This window comes from Selenomonas sp. AE3005, assembly GCF_000686945.1.
Classification (GTDB): domain Bacteria; phylum Bacillota; class Negativicutes; order Selenomonadales; family Selenomonadaceae; genus Selenomonas_A.
Window position 1 is genome coordinate 86,071 of record NZ_JMME01000005.1, and the last position, 14,572, is coordinate 100,642.

General features: G+C 50.9%; 16 protein-coding genes. 15 read left to right on the top strand and 1 reads right to left on the bottom strand.

The genetic code is table 11. The features are described from left to right. Window positions 1-173: 173 nt before the first annotated feature. Both DL94_RS0104600 and DL94_RS0104605 read left to right on the top strand, forming a co-directional pair. A complete protein-coding gene (locus DL94_RS0104600; protein WP_028129135.1) occupies window positions 174-857 on the top strand; it encodes a M48 family metallopeptidase in 684 nt (227 codons plus the stop codon). A gap of 30 nt (window positions 858-887) precedes the next feature. Beyond that, window positions 888-1,286 (top strand): HI0074 family nucleotidyltransferase substrate-binding subunit, encoded by a 399-nt coding sequence (locus DL94_RS0104605; protein ID WP_028129136.1) that lies wholly within the window; start codon window positions 888-890, stop codon window positions 1,284-1,286. Window positions 1,287-1,389: 103 nt separating this feature from the next. On the opposite strand, the gene DL94_RS0104610 is transcribed toward DL94_RS0104605, so the two are convergent. Then, on the bottom strand, window positions 1,390-1,761 hold the full coding sequence (locus tag DL94_RS0104610) for a hypothetical protein (RefSeq protein ID WP_028129137.1): 372 nt from the start codon (window positions 1,759-1,761) through the stop codon (window positions 1,390-1,392). 356 nt (window positions 1,762-2,117) lie between these two features. Between DL94_RS0104610 and fliB the strand changes: the two genes are divergently transcribed. The 13 genes from fliB to topA all read left to right on the top strand — a co-directional run bounded on the left by fliB (window position 2,118) and on the right by topA (window position 14,566). Beyond that, entirely contained in the window at window positions 2,118-2,954 is an 837-nt protein-coding gene (gene fliB / locus DL94_RS14260; RefSeq protein WP_081798771.1) for a flagellin lysine-N-methylase, read from the top strand. A gap of 86 nt (window positions 2,955-3,040) precedes the next feature. Further along, window positions 3,041-3,991 (top strand): 50S ribosomal protein L11 methyltransferase, encoded by a 951-nt coding sequence (gene prmA, locus DL94_RS0104625; RefSeq protein WP_028129138.1) that lies wholly within the window; start codon window positions 3,041-3,043, stop codon window positions 3,989-3,991. Next, window positions 3,988-4,725, top strand: coding sequence for a 16S rRNA (uracil(1498)-N(3))-methyltransferase (locus DL94_RS0104630; protein ID WP_028129139.1), 738 nt, complete (start codon window positions 3,988-3,990; stop codon window positions 4,723-4,725). Before prmA ends, DL94_RS0104630 begins: the two co-directional genes overlap by 4 nt. A gap of 16 nt (window positions 4,726-4,741) precedes the next feature. Then, window positions 4,742-6,037 (top strand): tRNA (N(6)-L-threonylcarbamoyladenosine(37)-C(2))-methylthiotransferase MtaB, encoded by a 1,296-nt coding sequence (mtaB, locus tag DL94_RS0104635; protein ID WP_028129140.1) that lies wholly within the window; start codon window positions 4,742-4,744, stop codon window positions 6,035-6,037. Window positions 6,038-6,127: 90 nt separating this feature from the next. Next, window positions 6,128-6,508 carry a methylglyoxal synthase gene (locus DL94_RS0104640; RefSeq protein ID WP_028129141.1) on the top strand — a complete coding sequence of 127 codons (381 nt, stop codon included), beginning with the start codon at window positions 6,128-6,130 and terminating at the stop codon, window positions 6,506-6,508. Between the two features lie 79 nt (window positions 6,509-6,587). Next, window positions 6,588-6,935: a histidine triad nucleotide-binding protein gene (locus DL94_RS0104645; protein WP_028129142.1), complete on the top strand. Its 348-nt coding sequence runs from the start codon at window positions 6,588-6,590 to the stop codon at window positions 6,933-6,935. Window positions 6,936-7,043: 108 nt separating this feature from the next. After that, window positions 7,044-7,223: a 30S ribosomal protein S21 gene (gene rpsU / locus DL94_RS0104650; RefSeq protein WP_014425320.1), complete on the top strand. Its 180-nt coding sequence runs from the start codon at window positions 7,044-7,046 to the stop codon at window positions 7,221-7,223. Window positions 7,224-7,303: 80 nt separating this feature from the next. After that, complete coding sequence (locus DL94_RS0104655) at window positions 7,304-7,747, top strand: GatB/YqeY domain-containing protein (protein WP_028129143.1); 444 nt, start codon at window positions 7,304-7,306, stop codon at window positions 7,745-7,747. A gap of 516 nt (window positions 7,748-8,263) precedes the next feature. Further along, window positions 8,264-8,896, top strand: coding sequence for an NfeD family protein (locus DL94_RS0104660; RefSeq protein WP_028129144.1), 633 nt, complete (start codon window positions 8,264-8,266; stop codon window positions 8,894-8,896). A gap of 15 nt (window positions 8,897-8,911) precedes the next feature. Then, window positions 8,912-9,913: a flotillin-like protein FloA gene (gene floA, locus DL94_RS0104665; protein ID WP_028129145.1), complete on the top strand. Its 1,002-nt coding sequence runs from the start codon at window positions 8,912-8,914 to the stop codon at window positions 9,911-9,913. Between the two features lie 16 nt (window positions 9,914-9,929). Further along, complete coding sequence (locus DL94_RS15195) at window positions 9,930-10,364, top strand: hypothetical protein (RefSeq protein WP_051586311.1); 435 nt, start codon at window positions 9,930-9,932, stop codon at window positions 10,362-10,364. Between the two features lie 853 nt (window positions 10,365-11,217). Next, on the top strand, window positions 11,218-12,312 hold the full coding sequence (gene dprA, locus DL94_RS0104675) for a DNA-processing protein DprA (RefSeq protein ID WP_028129146.1): 1,095 nt from the start codon (window positions 11,218-11,220) through the stop codon (window positions 12,310-12,312). Continuing rightward, entirely contained in the window at window positions 12,284-14,566 is a 2,283-nt protein-coding gene (topA, locus tag DL94_RS0104680) for a type I DNA topoisomerase (protein ID WP_028129147.1), read from the top strand. Before dprA ends, topA begins: the two co-directional genes overlap by 29 nt. The last annotated feature ends 6 nt before the right edge of the window (window positions 14,567-14,572 follow it).

A 14,572-nucleotide genomic window follows, 5' to 3' on the forward strand; every position in this document is an offset into this window, starting at 1 on the left:
AACGAGGCAAGAAAATGTCCACCACCTCAGCAGGTGGGGGCACGAATACCAAAACAGGCGGCGAGCATATCTCCCACCTCGTTGAAACGCCAAGAGGAAGTTTTGCCTATGGCAAAACTGGAACAACGGCGTTATAAAAATTACAGCTGATAATGGCGATGTAAGGAGTTTTTATGCAAATCCAAGTGGCCGAAGTGCCCATTGAAGTACAGAAAAAACGCATAAAGAACATGCATCTCTATGTCAAGCCACCCTATGGCCGTGTGGTAATATCGGCGCCGCTCAGAGTACCGGATAAGGCGATAGAACTTTTTGCCCGGAGTAATCTGCCCTGGGTACGGCGGCAGATTAAGCGCTTTCAGGCGCAGCCACGTGCGGCAGTGCGGCAATACGTATCCGGGGAAACAGTGTACCTTTGGGGCGAGGCTTATGGTACGGTGGTTATCGAGTCGGTAAAGCCCGCCTATAAAATCATGGGCGATAAAATCCTCTTGTATCTGCCGAAAAAGTCCAGCATGGAGTGGCGTGAAAAATTTATGCGTGAGGTTTACCGTGCGGAACTTATAAAGAAAGCTGCCGTACTTATGCCCAAGTGGGAGCAGTTAACCGGCCTCCAAGCCAACGAGTGGCGCACTAAGTATATGAAAACGCGCTGGGGCACCTGCAATATCGTGGCGAAAAGAATCTGGCTCAACGTCCAGCTGGCCGAAAAGCCGCCAGTTTGTCTGGAATACGTAATCCTGCACGAGCTGACCCATTTAATCGAAAAACACCACAATGCCAGATTCTACGGCTATGTGGCAAAGTTCATGCCGGACTGGCAGGAAATCAGAAGGCGGCTCAATAATTTAACATAGAAGGGCATAGATAGATTTGGGTGAGTAAGCATGAAAAAATATGAGTCTTTTGCCAGAGGTCTGGCAGTTTTAGCGCAGGCCGATAGAGAATTAGCGGTGCAAAATGAGATTTATCGCATGGGGATAATAGGGCAGTTTAATTTGACGTTTGAGCTGGCGTGGAAGGCACTTAAAGAAATATTGGAGCTGCATGGCGTGGCTGAGGCGGTTACAGGCTCACCAAGGGAAATTTTTAAGTCAGCATATAAGCTGGGCTGGCTTAGTGATGATAAAATTTGGTTGGATATGTTGAAGAAACGTAATATAGCTATTCATGTGTACGATGAAGAAAAAGCTCTGACGGTCATGAAGGTGATTTTTGCTGATTACATAATTGCCTTGCAGGATTTGGACAAAGAGTTGTCTAAGCGGTTGGCTGAAGTGGAGTAGCCACGATTGTACAGGAAACGTTGGCTGAAAAGTAGAACATACACATTTATGCATAAGAAAACCAGGCGATTTGCTTTCGCCTGGGTTTCTATGTTATATGCTTTTACACAACTTCGGCATCGTGAATCATGCTGAGGACTTCGCTCTGGCTGAGGGATTTGCCATTCAGGGAGTAGGAGTTTTTGCTGGCGAATAAGCCAGTACCGACTAAGCCTACGCTCATATCGGACTTAATGCCCAGCTGGTTAAGCCCATTACCGACAGCGCCGCTGAGGGCTATATTAAAGGGGCCGGCCAGCCTGCCAATGCCGGCGCTCTTTACGGCTCCTAAAGCACTGCCGATGGCTTTGCCGCAGGTTCCACCCTTTTGGCAGAAGGCACCAGCTAATTCGTATACTTCGTCTAACGTGCCGCCGGATACCTGGTCCAGCTCTTCCAAATCCAGTACTTCTTTCAGTTCAGTGTTCTTAGTCATGGTAATCACCCCTAAAAGTTTTTGTGTTTGTCTTTATGTCTATATATACGCAGGAAAAGAAAAAGCATTACATGATTTGCGAAAAATAATGCAGAAAAATGTGATATAATATGGCGCATAGTAAGAAATTCAGTGATTTTTCGGGAATGTTGGTGCTGGTGAACTTGGACGGGCGTATTTCATCTCGCCGCTTGTGGATATGGAGCGTCTTATTTTGGATATGATGAAATGGGCTCAGGTGACGGAGGCTGAACTGGAGGCTCAGGGTGTGATTCATACATACCGCCGAACAGATGGCCTTTCTTGATGCGTGGATTATGTCATGAAATATTAAGAGGAGTTTTGGTTTGAGTTTAGTGACAATATATCCTGATTTTTACGATGATTTTTGCTGCAAGGCAGATAAGTGCCGGCATACCTGCTGCGCAGGTTGGGAAATTGATATTGATGAGTCCACGGCGGCAAAATATCAGCAGCTGGGGGGAGAGCTCGGCGAAAAAATCCGGCAAAATATCGTTGCAGCCGCTGGTGTTTGGCAATTTCGTCTGTGGGAGGGTGACCGCTGTCCGTTTTTGTGTGCGGATGGGCTGTGTGAACTAATTCGCACGGCTGATGAGTCCATACTTTGTGATATTTGTACGAATCATCCGCGCTTTTTTGTGACCGTGGGCGGTTATGAACTGGCTGGAGTGGGACTGAGCTGTGAAAAAAGCTGTGAGCTGCTGCTGGCTGATACAGCGCCGCTGAGCTTGCGGACGGAAACAGGTGAAAGCTGGCCACTGAAAGAACTTTTGCGGCGCTTAGACCTGCCGGCAAGTGATGAAGATTTAGGCTATCAGACTGGTCTTACGGCTGATGATGCCGATTTTGTGCTATCTGGCATGGCCAAGACAGAGCCTATTGATGCGGCGTGGACGGCACAGCTGGCGCAGCTGCGCGCTGAACCGTTGGCTATGGGAGCGGAAGTGCCACGGGCCTTTGACCGTGTTTATCAGTATATTCTTTATCGTGCCCTGGAGCATGTGCCGCAGTATGGCTGGGGGACGGTGCTTTCTTATGCGCAGTTTAATGCCGATTTTATTTATCTGACATATCAATTGACCGGTCAACTTGACGAGTCAATACGCCGCTGGTCGGAGCAGATTGAATACAGCACCGACAATGTCAGAATACTGCTGAACCTGCTGGCCTGAGGAAAATGAAACTGTTAAATGATTGACGGCGGTGGAGTAAGCCTATATAATTAGGTAATTGCTGAAAAAATAAAGGAGCGATGTACATGCAGTGGGCGGAAGTCAGTATTCAGACGACTCATGAGGCCACGGACGTGGTGGCGGAAATTTATCATGATTTGGGGGCCTCCGGGGTGGTTATTGAGGATCCGGAACTGCTCAATAACTATATAGATGCCGGCCAGTGGGATTTTTCCGGAATTGAACGGGCGGCAGATACCAGCATTGTAACGGTGAAGGCTTACCTGCCCATGGACGAGGATTTGGACGATAAGCTGCGTACCTTTGAGCTGCGTATTAAAGAGTTCAAGGCTTTGACCGACGATGATATGGAAAAGGGGCCATGCACAATCTCGTGGAATACAGTTCGTGATGAGGACTGGGCTGATAACTGGAAGGCGTATTTCCATCCGGAAAAAGTCGGCGGCATGATTGTGATAAAGCCTGCCTGGGAGGATTATGAGGCCAGCCCTGATGATATCGTGATTGAGCTGGACCCGGGCTCGGCTTTTGGTACTGGCACTCATCCCACTACGGCTATGTGCATTCGCGAACTGGAAACGCTTGTCAAGGGCGGTATGCGTGTCTTTGATGTGGGCACCGGTTCCGGTGTGCTCTCGATAGCGGCAGCTAAATTGGGCGCTACTGACGTTACGGCTATGGACTATGACAAGGTAGCGGTCGATGTGGCAGCGGAAAATATCCGCCAAAATGGTGTGAGCGATGTGGTCAGGACCGGTGTCAGTGATATCTTGAAATCTTTTGACGGCAAAGCAGATTTGATTGTCGCCAATATTATTGCTGACATTATCATCATGCTGTTTGACGAGCTGGACGAACACCTGGCCGTGGGCGGCCGGCTGCTGGCGTCGGGAATTATTGCCGAGCGTCTGCCGGACGTGACGGAGGCATGTCTGGCGCATGGCTTTGTGGTCGATAAGGTGACAGAAGAAAAAGGCTGGGTGGCTATGACCATCAGCCGTGGAGAAAATAAATGAGACGGCTGTTTTATAAGGGGCTGCTGGCCGATACCATCGAAATCACCGGCAGTGATGCCCATCATCTCATGCATGTCATGCGCGCCAAAGCCGGGCAGAAAGTCACGGTGGTAGACGACGCCGGGCAGGTCGCGCTGATGGAAATGACGGCCTTTCGGGAAGAGGCTGTGACTCTGACGCTGAAAGAACGGCTGGCGGCTAATACGGAATCACCGCTGGAACTGGTGCTGGCGCAATGTCTGTTAAAGGCCGATAAGATGGACTATGTGGTGCAAAAGGCGGTAGAGCTGGGAGTAACCGAAATTATCCCCGTGAAAAGCCACAACTGTGTCGTGCGCTATGATGCCAAAAAGGCGGCAGCACGGCAGGAACGCTGGCAGAAAATCGCCGCCGAGGCAGCCAAGCAGTGCGGCCGGACGGCACTGACAGAGGTGACGCCCATCACTGACTTGTCAAAGCTGCTGGCGGATAATGGCGGTACAGAGACAACGGAAATTGTCTTTTGTTACGAAAATGAAGAAGAATATACGGTAAAATCATGTTTGCAGGCGGCGCAGGGCAAGCGCCTCGTGCTTCTTATCGGCCCGGAGGGCGGTTTTACCCTGGAAGAGGCGGCGCAGGTTCAGGCCAGCGGCGGCAAAGCGGTGACGCTGGGGCCTCGTATTTTGCGTGCGGAAACGGCGGCTGTGGCGGCGGTTACGGTTGCTCAGTATGAAAACGGCGACTTAGGTTAAGAAAGGAAGTATTATTTTGCCAAAGGTGGCACTTACGACCTTGGGCTGCAAGGTCAATCAGTTTGAAACGGAAACCATGGAAGGCCTGTTCAAGAAAAGCGGCTATGAAATTGTGCCCTTTGAGGAAAAGGCGGATTTTTATGTGATAAATACCTGTTCGGTGACGAGCCTGGGTGACCGGAAATCCCGGCAGATTATCCGCCGGGCGCAGCGGACGAATGAGAATGCCATCATTGCTGTCTGTGGCTGCTATTCGCAGGTACACCCGGAGGAAATCAAGGCGATTGAAGGTGTCCGCGTGGTGCTGGGCACTAAGGAACGCAGTAAGATTGTGGAATACGTGGAACGTGCTGCCCGGGAGGACGGCATTTTGGACGAGGTAGGCAATATCATGGACTCCCATGAGTTTGAAGATATTCCCATCTATGATATGCCCCAGCGCACGCGTGCTTTCCTGAAAATAGAGGACGGCTGCCAGAATTTCTGTTCTTATTGTATTATTCCTTATGCCCGCGGCCCGGTGAAGTCCCGGCACTTGGATAAGATTCACAGTGAGGCAAAAAAACTTGTGGACGCCGGTTTCAAGGAAATCGTGCTGACAGGGATTCATCTGGGCGCTTATGGCCGTGACCTGCCCGGTGATATAGATTTAGCTGACGCCTGCCGTGAAGTGCTGAAGGTGGAGGGGCTCAAACGCCTGCGTTTAAGTTCCCTGGAATCAATCGAAGTTTCACCGGCCTTATTCCAGCTTATCCGTGATGATGAACGTTTCTGTGCCCATCTGCACCTGCCGCTGCAGGCCGGTTCGGATAGTGTGCTCAAAGATATGAACCGTCATTATGATACGGCAGAGTTTGGCCGACTGATTGCCCGTATCGAGAACGAGATTCCCGGTGTGGCTGTGTCGACGGATATCATCGTCGGCTTTCCCGGGGAAACGGAGGAACAGTTTGCTGACAGCCTGAAATTTGTCGAGCAGATGAACTTTTCACGTATGCACGTGTTCCCGTACTCCAAGCGCAGCGGTACACCGGCGGCCGCACGGAAAGACCAGGTGCCGGAACAGGTCAAAAAGGAAAGGGCACACCGTATGCAGGAACTGGCCAGCCGCAAGACGGAGGAGTTTCATAAATCTTTCCTGGGGCAGACCATGCGCGTCCTGTTTGAAACCAATAATGATGGCATCACGGACGGCCTGACGGATAATTACATCCGCGTTTATACGGATAGCCCGGTAGAGAGTGGCGAAATTTATGAAGTGACGCTGGAAAAACTCTATAAAGATGGTGTCTGGGGCACGGTAAAAAAATAATAAATACGCTGATGATATAAAGGAATCCTCACTAGTAAGGTAGAACTTTTTAGTGAGGATTTTATTTATCTATGAAAGAAGGCTGTATTTATGGAAACTATTGCATTGATTGCTCATGACAAGAAGAAGGACGAGATGTTGGATTTTGCCGGCAATCATAAGGAACTGCTGGAAAAATTTCATTTGGTGGCAACGCGTACCACCGGGACGCAGCTCAAGGAAAAGCTGGGGCTCGAAGTGGAGACGATGATGAGCGGCCCCTTGGGCGGTGACCAGCAGATTGGTGCCTTGGTGGCTACGGAAAAGGTGCAGTATGTAATCTTCCTGCGTGATCCGCTGACGTCCCAGCCGCACGAGCCGGATATCAATGCCTTGCTGCGCCTGTGCGATGTGCATAATATTCCACTGGCTACCAATCGTAAGAGCGGCCACATTCTGCTCGCTTATGCAGCACAGAAATTAAACAGTTAATTTTTTCATTTAAAAGCAGGTATTTGGCAACTTAACGCGAATATAATAAAGTATGTGATTTGCAAAGGAGGTGTAAATGATGGCAGATTGTATTTTTTGCAAGATTGCAAGCAAGGAAATTCCTTCTACCGTGGTATTTGAGGACGAGCAGGTTATTGCCTTTAAGGACCTGGAACCACAGGCGCCGGTGCATGTGCTGGTTATCCCCAAAAAACATGTGGAAAGTGTGGCTGCGCTGAAAGCTGAAGATAAAGAGCTGGCAGCTCATATTCTGGTGGATGTGATTCCGCAGCTGGCCCGGGAACTGGGCGTGGCTGAGTCCGGGTTCCGTGTGGTTGCCAATACTGGCGATGAAGGCGGTCAGACGGTCAAACATCTGCATTTCCACCTCTTAGGCGGGCGTTCCCTGCAATGGCCCCCCGGCTGATGATTTATGTGGATTTGTGTTGACATGCCTCACATTATTATTGTATAATAGCGTGGTGTAGTTATGAAAACACAAACTCCCATGTTAAGTGGAGGGGGGGAAAAATAGATGGCAAACGAAATTAAAGTTGGTAAAAACGAATCAATCGATAGTGCTCTCCGCCGCTTCAAGCGTATGTCCCAGAAGGCTGGTACTCTGGCTGAAGTGAGAAAACGTGAACATTACGAGAAACCGAGCGTTCGCCGCAAGAAGAAATCTGAGGCAGCTCGTAAGCGCAAGTTCAGATAATTTGCGTGAGACACCTGCAAGTCGTAAGATTTTCAGGTGTCTTTTTGTTATATGCATTTATATTACAGGAGGATTAGAAAATGTCATTAAAGGAACAGCTTACTGCTGATATGAAAGATGCTATGAAGAATAAGGAAAAGGACCGTCTGGCCGTTATCCGCATGGTGCGCGGTGCTATCCGCCAGCAGGAAATTGACGGTCAGAAGGAACTCGGTGACGAGGATGTTATTGCTGTTATCAGCAAGGAAGTAAAAATGCGCCGTGATTCCATCGAGGAGTTCAAGAAGGGTGCCCGTGAAGATTTGGTGGAAAAGACGCAGGCGGAAATTGATGTATTGCTGCCGTATCTGCCGGCGCAGTTGTCGGAAGATGAGGTACGTGAACTGGTCAAGGCTGCTGTGGAGCAGACGGGCGCTGCTACGCCGAAGGACATGGGCAAGGTTATGGGGGTGCTGATGCCGAAGGTTAAGGGCCGGGCTGATGGGAAAATGGTAAATACCATCGTCAAGAGTTTCCTGCAGTAAGTTTAGTGTATTTGGTGTAAAGGCGCCCGGGAGGCTGGTAATATTTTTCCTTCGCTGAGACGCAAAGCGCCAAACGCTGCGGAAAAACATCACCAGCCTCCCGGGCTTAGTACGATATCTTCCCTTCGCTGAGACGCAAAGCGCCAAACGCAGCGGAAAGTATCACCAGCCTTCAGGGCTTAGTACGATATCTTTCCTTAGCTGAGACGCAAAGTGTCAAACGTTGCGAAAAAGTATTACCAGCCTTCCGGGCTTAGTACGATATTTTTCTTCGTTGAGACGCAAAGTGTCAAACGTTGCGAAAAAGTATTACCAGCCTTCCGGGCTTAGTACGATATTTTTCTTCGCTGAGACGCAAAGCGCCAAACGCTGCGGAAAGTATCACAAGCCTCCCGGGCTTAGTACGATATCTTTTCTCCGCAGAGATGCAAGCGTCAAATGCTATGGAAAGCATCATCAGACTCTGGGGCAGGACTTTTTACGGGTGGTGTGGAATAACATCAAGGGGGTGATGTTATGGATATTGCGATTGGTATGCCTGTGCTGCAAATGCTCCTGCTGGCGATTATGTTTTTGGCCATTATGGTGGAGATTAAAACCGGCGGCATGGGGGCAGGAATACTTCTGGGGCTGGTGGCTGCCGGGGTGTTCTGGGGCAGTCAGTATGTCAAAGGGCTGGTGTCCTTATATCAGATTGCCATATTTATGGGCGGCATTATATGTATTATTGTGGAAATGCTCCTGCCTACGGTGGGCCTGTTGGCTGGTCTGGGCGTGGCGGCTATGCTGTACAGTGTGGTACTGGCACTGGGCGGCGATATTCAGGCCATGTATGCCATGCTAATTTCTTTTGCCGCAGCCATCGTGATGTTTGCCTTGATTGTGAAACGGCTGCCGTCGAGCAAGCTGTGGAACAAGGTGGTTTTAAAAGATGAGAGCCGTTCGGAGCGTGGTTATATCAGTGCGGCTCCGCGTGAGTCGCTGTTAGGAGCCTCCGGTGAGGTACTGACGGAACTGCGTCCTGCCGGCAGTGTACGGCTTAACGGCAAGCCTGTTGATGTGGTGTCCGAAGGGGCGTTTATTCCCAAGGGTGCACAGGTGCAGGTGGTGGCTGTGGAAGGCAACCGCGTGGTGGTAAGACAAGTTTAAGGAGGTTTTTGATTTATGAGTGGTTTGATTGGTTCAGCTTTTTTGTTGGTGCTGTTAATCGCTTTTGTGATGATTTTCCTGCATTTTGTCCCCATCGGACTGTGGATTTCTGCACTGGCAGCTAATGTACATGTGGGAATTATGACGTTGGTAGGTATGCGCATGCGCCGTGTACCGCCCAATAAGATTATTCTGCCGCTTATCAAGGCTAATAAAGCTGGTCTTGATGTGGCTGTAAATCAGCTGGAGGCACATTATCTGGCCGGTGGTAACGTGGATAAGGTCGTGGATGCACTTATCGCCGCTCATCGCGCGCAGATTCCTCTGCCCTTTGAACGTTCGGCTGCCATTGACCTGGCTGGCCGTGACGTGCTCGAGGCTGTGCAGATGAGTGTTAACCCGAAGGTTATCGAAACGCCGGTGGTTTCGGCCGTGGCTAAAAACGGTATTGAGCTCAAAATCAAGGCGCGTGTAACTGTCCGTGCCAATATTGACCGTCTGGTCGGCGGTGCCGGGGAACCGACCATCATCGCCCGTGTCGGTGAAGGTATCGTCACGACGGTAGGTTCTTCCGAGAGTCATAATGATGTGCTGGCCAACCCTGATGATATTTCCAAAACTGTACTGGGCAAAGGTCTTGACGCCGGTACGGCTTTTGAAATCCTGTCTATCGATATTGCCGACGTTGATGTAGGACGTAACATCGGTGCCGAACTGCAGACTGACCAGGCTGAGGCAGATAAGCGTATCGCTCAGGCAAAAGCCGAGGAACGCCGGGCTATGGCTGTGGCCAAGGAACAGGAAATGAAGGCTTACACGCAGGAAATGGAGGCCAAGGTGGTCGAGGCGCAGGCCGAAGTGCCGCATGCTATGGCACAGGCTTTGCGTGAGGGCAAGCTGGGGGTTATGGATTATTATAATCTCAACAATGTGCAGGCTGATACGGATATGCGTAATGCCATCAGCACGGGCAGCAACAACAAGCTGCAGGCTCCCAGTGCACCGGTAAAAGGCTGATAAGGGGGAATAGCCCATGGATTCCTTTTGGGTAATAGTTCTCTTTATACTCTTTGCGGTATTATCTGACAGGACCGGAAAAAAGAAACCTGTACCCAAGCGGCGTGTGCCGGACTTGGGGCGCCGGCCTTTGCCGGATATATCGGGGCCTGAGTCGGAACCGGAGCAGATAAAGCTGGAGATTCCGGAATTGCGCGGTGCGCCGCCACTGCCGGAGATTAACACGAGTGCGCAGGTGCAGGCGGAAGATGAGATAGCCGCCCAACAGGCACGCTATCAGGAAATGCTCCGGCAAAAACGCAAACGGGAGCAGCAGGCAGCACGGGAGAAAGAGGCTAAGGCGGTGGCACAGCGTCATGTGGAGAGCACGCCGAGCCTGAATGATATGCAGCAGGCTGTAGTCTGGGCAGAGATACTCGGAAAGCCCCGGGCTTTACAACGGCGCAGATAATTGTGCAAAAAAATATATAAAGATAAAAACTTCCATTATAATGCTGTGTTAAGCATATAATGGAAGTTTTTTTGTAAATTGCAGTTTGTTGGTTAGTGCGTGCTTATTTTTATTTGTTACAGCTCAGTGGGGTGGAGGTGGTAATACTTTTCGCTGCTACCCTAAATGTCCCACCAGCAAATGACTTGGCTTTTTAGCGGCCTTGCGCCGGGCAGGCCAGCGGCGCGATTGTTCATCGCAGTTTCCAGAAACTGTTGTTTGTGGGCCAGTCCTCACTGCGTTCGGACAGTCGTTCCACTGCGAAAAGCATCACCACCTCCGCCCTAAGCGTCGTCCGTTTAAAAGGATTCTTTCGCAGTGACAGGGAACAAGAACATCGATGTTCTTGTAACGGGAGCAACGGGGGCGTTGCAATTGTATAGGCCGTGGCTGGGGGCGAACGGGGGAGTGATTTTTATGCGGGGAGCGACTGCCTGAGCGCAGCGAAGGCCGGCACACTGTAGTCAATTGCTAAGCAACTACGCTGAAAGGAGCGCCGTTGGCCCGCCCGGCGCAGGCAACTGGACAGCTATATTTTCCGAGGTGTGTCGTTTAGCGGAGGCAGAAAAATTACTCCCCCGTGAACCCCATGCACGTATTAACGGGATACTTTTAAGAACTTTTTACTGTCAAGCTGCAATTTGTTTGGATGAATAGTTTGCAGTTTGCCGCTTTTTTTATATATAAAGAGGAAAAACTCCTATGCCGGTGGAACATATTATTTGGTCGAGATTTATGTAAATTGTCTGTAAAGAGTTGCATAATTGGTAAATATTTGTTATTGTGTTATACAGACTTTAGGATGGCGATGGCAATGGATGAGGCAAATTTTCGCTTGGCAATCATGCTGCGGTGTCCGGGTATCGGCTGCCGCTATATGGGGAAACTTCTGGACGGCTGTCAGGATATGACCCGGTTATGGCAGGCCGGGGCTGAGGAACTGGCTGACATAGGCAAAATTCCGCTGGCCTTAGCACAACGGCTGGCTGATTATTGCCGTCAGCATGAAGGCGAGGCTGCACAGCTGGCAGCAACCTGTGAGAAACGGCAAATAAAAGTCGTATCTATAATGGAAGAAAACTATCCGCAGGTGCTCAGGGAAATCTATGCGCCGCCAGTGCTGCTCTACTACCGCGGTACATTGGTGCCGGATGCCCGGCGCGTGGCCATGGTGGGCTCGCGAAAGTATTCCGGTTACGGTGAGGCTGCGGCCCTGGAATTTGCAGAAAAGATTGCAGCGCAGGGAATTACGGTAGTCAGTGGCGCGGCTCGCGGCATAGACACCTTCTCCCATCGCGGTGCCCTGAAAAGCGGGCGTACCGTGGCGGTGCTGGGGTGTGGCGTGGATGTGGCTTATCCGTTGGAGAACCGGCGGCTCCTGCAGGAAATTGTGGATAGTGGCGGCGTGGTTATCTCGGAGTACGAACCGGGAACAAATCCCCTGCCGGCATTTTTCCCGGCCCGGAACCGCATTATCAGCGGTCTGGCTGAAGGTACGCTGGTAGTGGAGGCTGCAGCCCGGTCAGGTTCGCTCATTACGGCGGAAATGGCGCTGTCGGCTGGCCGTGATGTCTATGCCATCCCCGGCAGTATTTACGCTCCAGGCTGCGACGGCTGTAACCGGCTGATTCAGCAGGGGGCCAAGCTGGTAATGACGCCGGCTGATGTGTTGGAGGAGTTTCAGATTACAGCGGCTGCACCGCCGCGCAAGAGCCTGAGTCTTAAGCCGGAGGAACGGCAGATTTATCAGGTGCTGTCCTTTGAACATCCTTTGACGATGGATGAAATCATTCTTAGTCTGCCGGATGGTGAAATAGCAAATTTATCCTATTGGCTTTTAAACATGGAGCTGAAAGGAATTGTGATAGAAAACGAAATGCATGCTTTCAGGCGTGCCGAGAGGGAGTGACGGTTTGGCTGCAGAAAAAGGGAAGACGAGCACTAAGACCAAGGCAAAGACCAAAACCAAGGTCAAAAAGACTTTAGTAATTGTGGAGTCACCAGCCAAGGCAAAAACCATAGAAAAATATTTGGGGAAAAAGTATATGGTACGGGCTTCGATGGGGCATTTGCGTGACCTGCCGAAAAGCCAGTTTGGTATCGATGTGGACAATGATTTTGCCCCTAAATATATAAATATCCGCGGCAAAGGCGATTTAATCAAGGCGTTGAAAAAGGACGCCAAGAATGCCGATAAAGTTTATCTGGCAAGCGACCCTGACCGCGAGGGTGAGGCTATTGCCTGGCATTTGGCCTTTATTTTAGGACTCAATGCTGAGGACGACTGCCGTATTGTCTTTAACGAGATAACCAAGCCGGCCATTCAGGAGGCGGTCAAACATCCGCGGCATATCAATGTCGACCAGGTGGATGCACAGCAGGCGCGCCGTATGCTGGACCGCATTGTGGGCTATAAATTGTCACCGCTGCTCTGGCGCAAGGTGCGCAAAGGGCTGTCGGCTGGCCGTGTGCAGTCGGTTACGGTGAAACTTATCTGCGACCGGGAAAAGGAAATTCAGGCCTTTGAGTCCGTGGAATACTGGACTGTCGGCATGAAACTGCGCAAGGATAAGTCCGCTATGTTTGAGGCGGAACTCACGCACGTGGACGGGGAAAAACTGGACTTGCACACAGAGGCGGAAACCAATGCTTTGGTGGATGATTTTGCCAAACAGCCGCTGACGGTCAAGACGGTGAAAAAAAGCGAGCGCAAAAGAAAACCGGCTGCTCCGTTTACCACCAGCTCCCTGCAGCAGGACGCTGCCCGTAAACTGGGCTTTACCTCGCGTAAGACCATGATGCTCGCGCAGCAGCTTTATGAAGGTATTGAGCTCGGCCGTCAAGGGGCCACAGGTCTTATCACCTATATGCGTACGGACTCCACCCGTCTGTCAGATGTGGCACTGGCTGAGGTACGCAGTTATATAGAAGATTCCTTTGGTGCGGACTATATGCCGCCCAAGGCCAATATATACGTGACGGGCAAGAAGGCGCAGGACGCGCACGAGGCCATTCGTCCGACGAATGTAAATCTTACGCCGGACGCGGTGGAGAAGTATTTAAACCGCGACCAGTTAAAGCTCTATACGCTGATTTGGCAGCGTTTTACCGCCAGCCAGATGGTGCCGGCTATTTACGATACGCTGAGCATTCAGATTCAGGGCGGCCCGCGCTACACGGCCAAAGCCTCCGGTTCCAAACTGAAATTCCCGGGCTTTACGGCTGTGTATGCCGGGGCGGATGCCAACAAGAAGGAAAAAGATGTGCTCCTGCCGGATTTGGCTGAGGGCGACGCTTTAAATATCGCCAAGATGCTGCCCCAGCAGCATTTCACGGAACCGCCGCCACGCTATAATGATGCCTCCCTGGTTAAGACCTTGGAGGAAAAGGAAATCGGCCGTCCGAGTACCTATGCGCCGATTATTGAAACCATTCAGGCCCGTGGCTATGTGCAGCGTATTGACAAGCATTTCCAACCTACAGAGCTCGGCTTTGTGGTCGTGGATATGTTGGAAGAGTATTTCAAATCCATCGTTGATGTGAAGTTTACGGCTGATTTGGAAAACGAGCTTGATGAAATTGCCGAAGGCAAGGTGGAAAAAAATCAGCTGCTGCGGGAATTCTATGACCCGTTTGCCCAAACTTTGGCGGCGGCGGACGAGGCTATTGGCCATGTGGAACTGCCGGAAGAAGTTTCGGATGTGCCCTGTGATATCTGTGGCCGCATGATGGTGGTCAAGCAGGGGCGGTATGGCAAGTTCCTGGCCTGCCCGGGTTTCCCGGACTGCCGCAACACCAAGCCGCTGCTTATCGATACGGGCGTGAAATGTCCCAAGTGCGGCGGTGCTATCGTGGAGCGTAAATCACATCGGGGCCGTAAATTCTACGGCTGTAAAAATTATCCTGAGTGTGATTACACGACCTGGGACCAGCCACAGCAGGAAAAATGTCCTAAATGCGGTGCATTTATGCTGAAACATCACTATAAGAACGGCCGGGGCCTGACGTATTGCAGCAATGATGACTGCGAGACGCGTATTGACCATCCTATCAATAAGGAACTGGAGAAGATGCGTCAGCGGGCTGAGGCCAAGAAGGCAAAAGAGGCAGAGGCTGCTGCCGAGGCTGAAAAGAAAAGTTCCAAGACGAAGAAAAAGAAGTAAGACAGG

Excerpts from the sequence above, each read along its gene's own strand:
- DL94_RS0104645 (WP_028129142.1), top strand. The coding sequence starts at position 6,588 with ATGGCAGATTGTATTTTTTGCAAGATTGCAAGCAAGGAAATTCCTTCT.
- DL94_RS0104600 (WP_028129135.1), top strand. The coding sequence starts at position 174 with ATGCAAATCCAAGTGGCCGAAGTGCCCATTGAAGTACAGAAAAAACGC.
- dprA (WP_028129146.1), top strand. The coding sequence starts at position 11,218 with ATGGATGAGGCAAATTTTCGCTTGGCAATCATGCTGCGGTGTCCGGGT.
- DL94_RS0104605 (WP_028129136.1), top strand. The coding sequence starts at position 888 with ATGAAAAAATATGAGTCTTTTGCCAGAGGTCTGGCAGTTTTAGCGCAG.
- DL94_RS0104610 (WP_028129137.1), bottom strand. The coding sequence starts at position 1,761 with ATGACTAAGAACACTGAACTGAAAGAAGTACTGGATTTGGAAGAGCTG.
- topA (WP_028129147.1), top strand. The coding sequence starts at position 12,284 with ATGCTTTCAGGCGTGCCGAGAGGGAGTGACGGTTTGGCTGCAGAAAAA.
- rpsU (WP_014425320.1), top strand. The coding sequence starts at position 7,044 with ATGGCAAACGAAATTAAAGTTGGTAAAAACGAATCAATCGATAGTGCT.
- DL94_RS0104640 (WP_028129141.1), top strand. The coding sequence starts at position 6,128 with ATGGAAACTATTGCATTGATTGCTCATGACAAGAAGAAGGACGAGATG.
- DL94_RS0104655 (WP_028129143.1), top strand. The coding sequence starts at position 7,304 with ATGTCATTAAAGGAACAGCTTACTGCTGATATGAAAGATGCTATGAAG.
- DL94_RS0104630 (WP_028129139.1), top strand. The coding sequence starts at position 3,988 with ATGAGACGGCTGTTTTATAAGGGGCTGCTGGCCGATACCATCGAAATC.
- DL94_RS0104660 (WP_028129144.1), top strand. The coding sequence starts at position 8,264 with ATGGATATTGCGATTGGTATGCCTGTGCTGCAAATGCTCCTGCTGGCG.
- floA (WP_028129145.1), top strand. The coding sequence starts at position 8,912 with ATGAGTGGTTTGATTGGTTCAGCTTTTTTGTTGGTGCTGTTAATCGCT.
- prmA (WP_028129138.1), top strand. The coding sequence starts at position 3,041 with ATGCAGTGGGCGGAAGTCAGTATTCAGACGACTCATGAGGCCACGGAC.
- DL94_RS15195 (WP_051586311.1), top strand. The coding sequence starts at position 9,930 with ATGGATTCCTTTTGGGTAATAGTTCTCTTTATACTCTTTGCGGTATTA.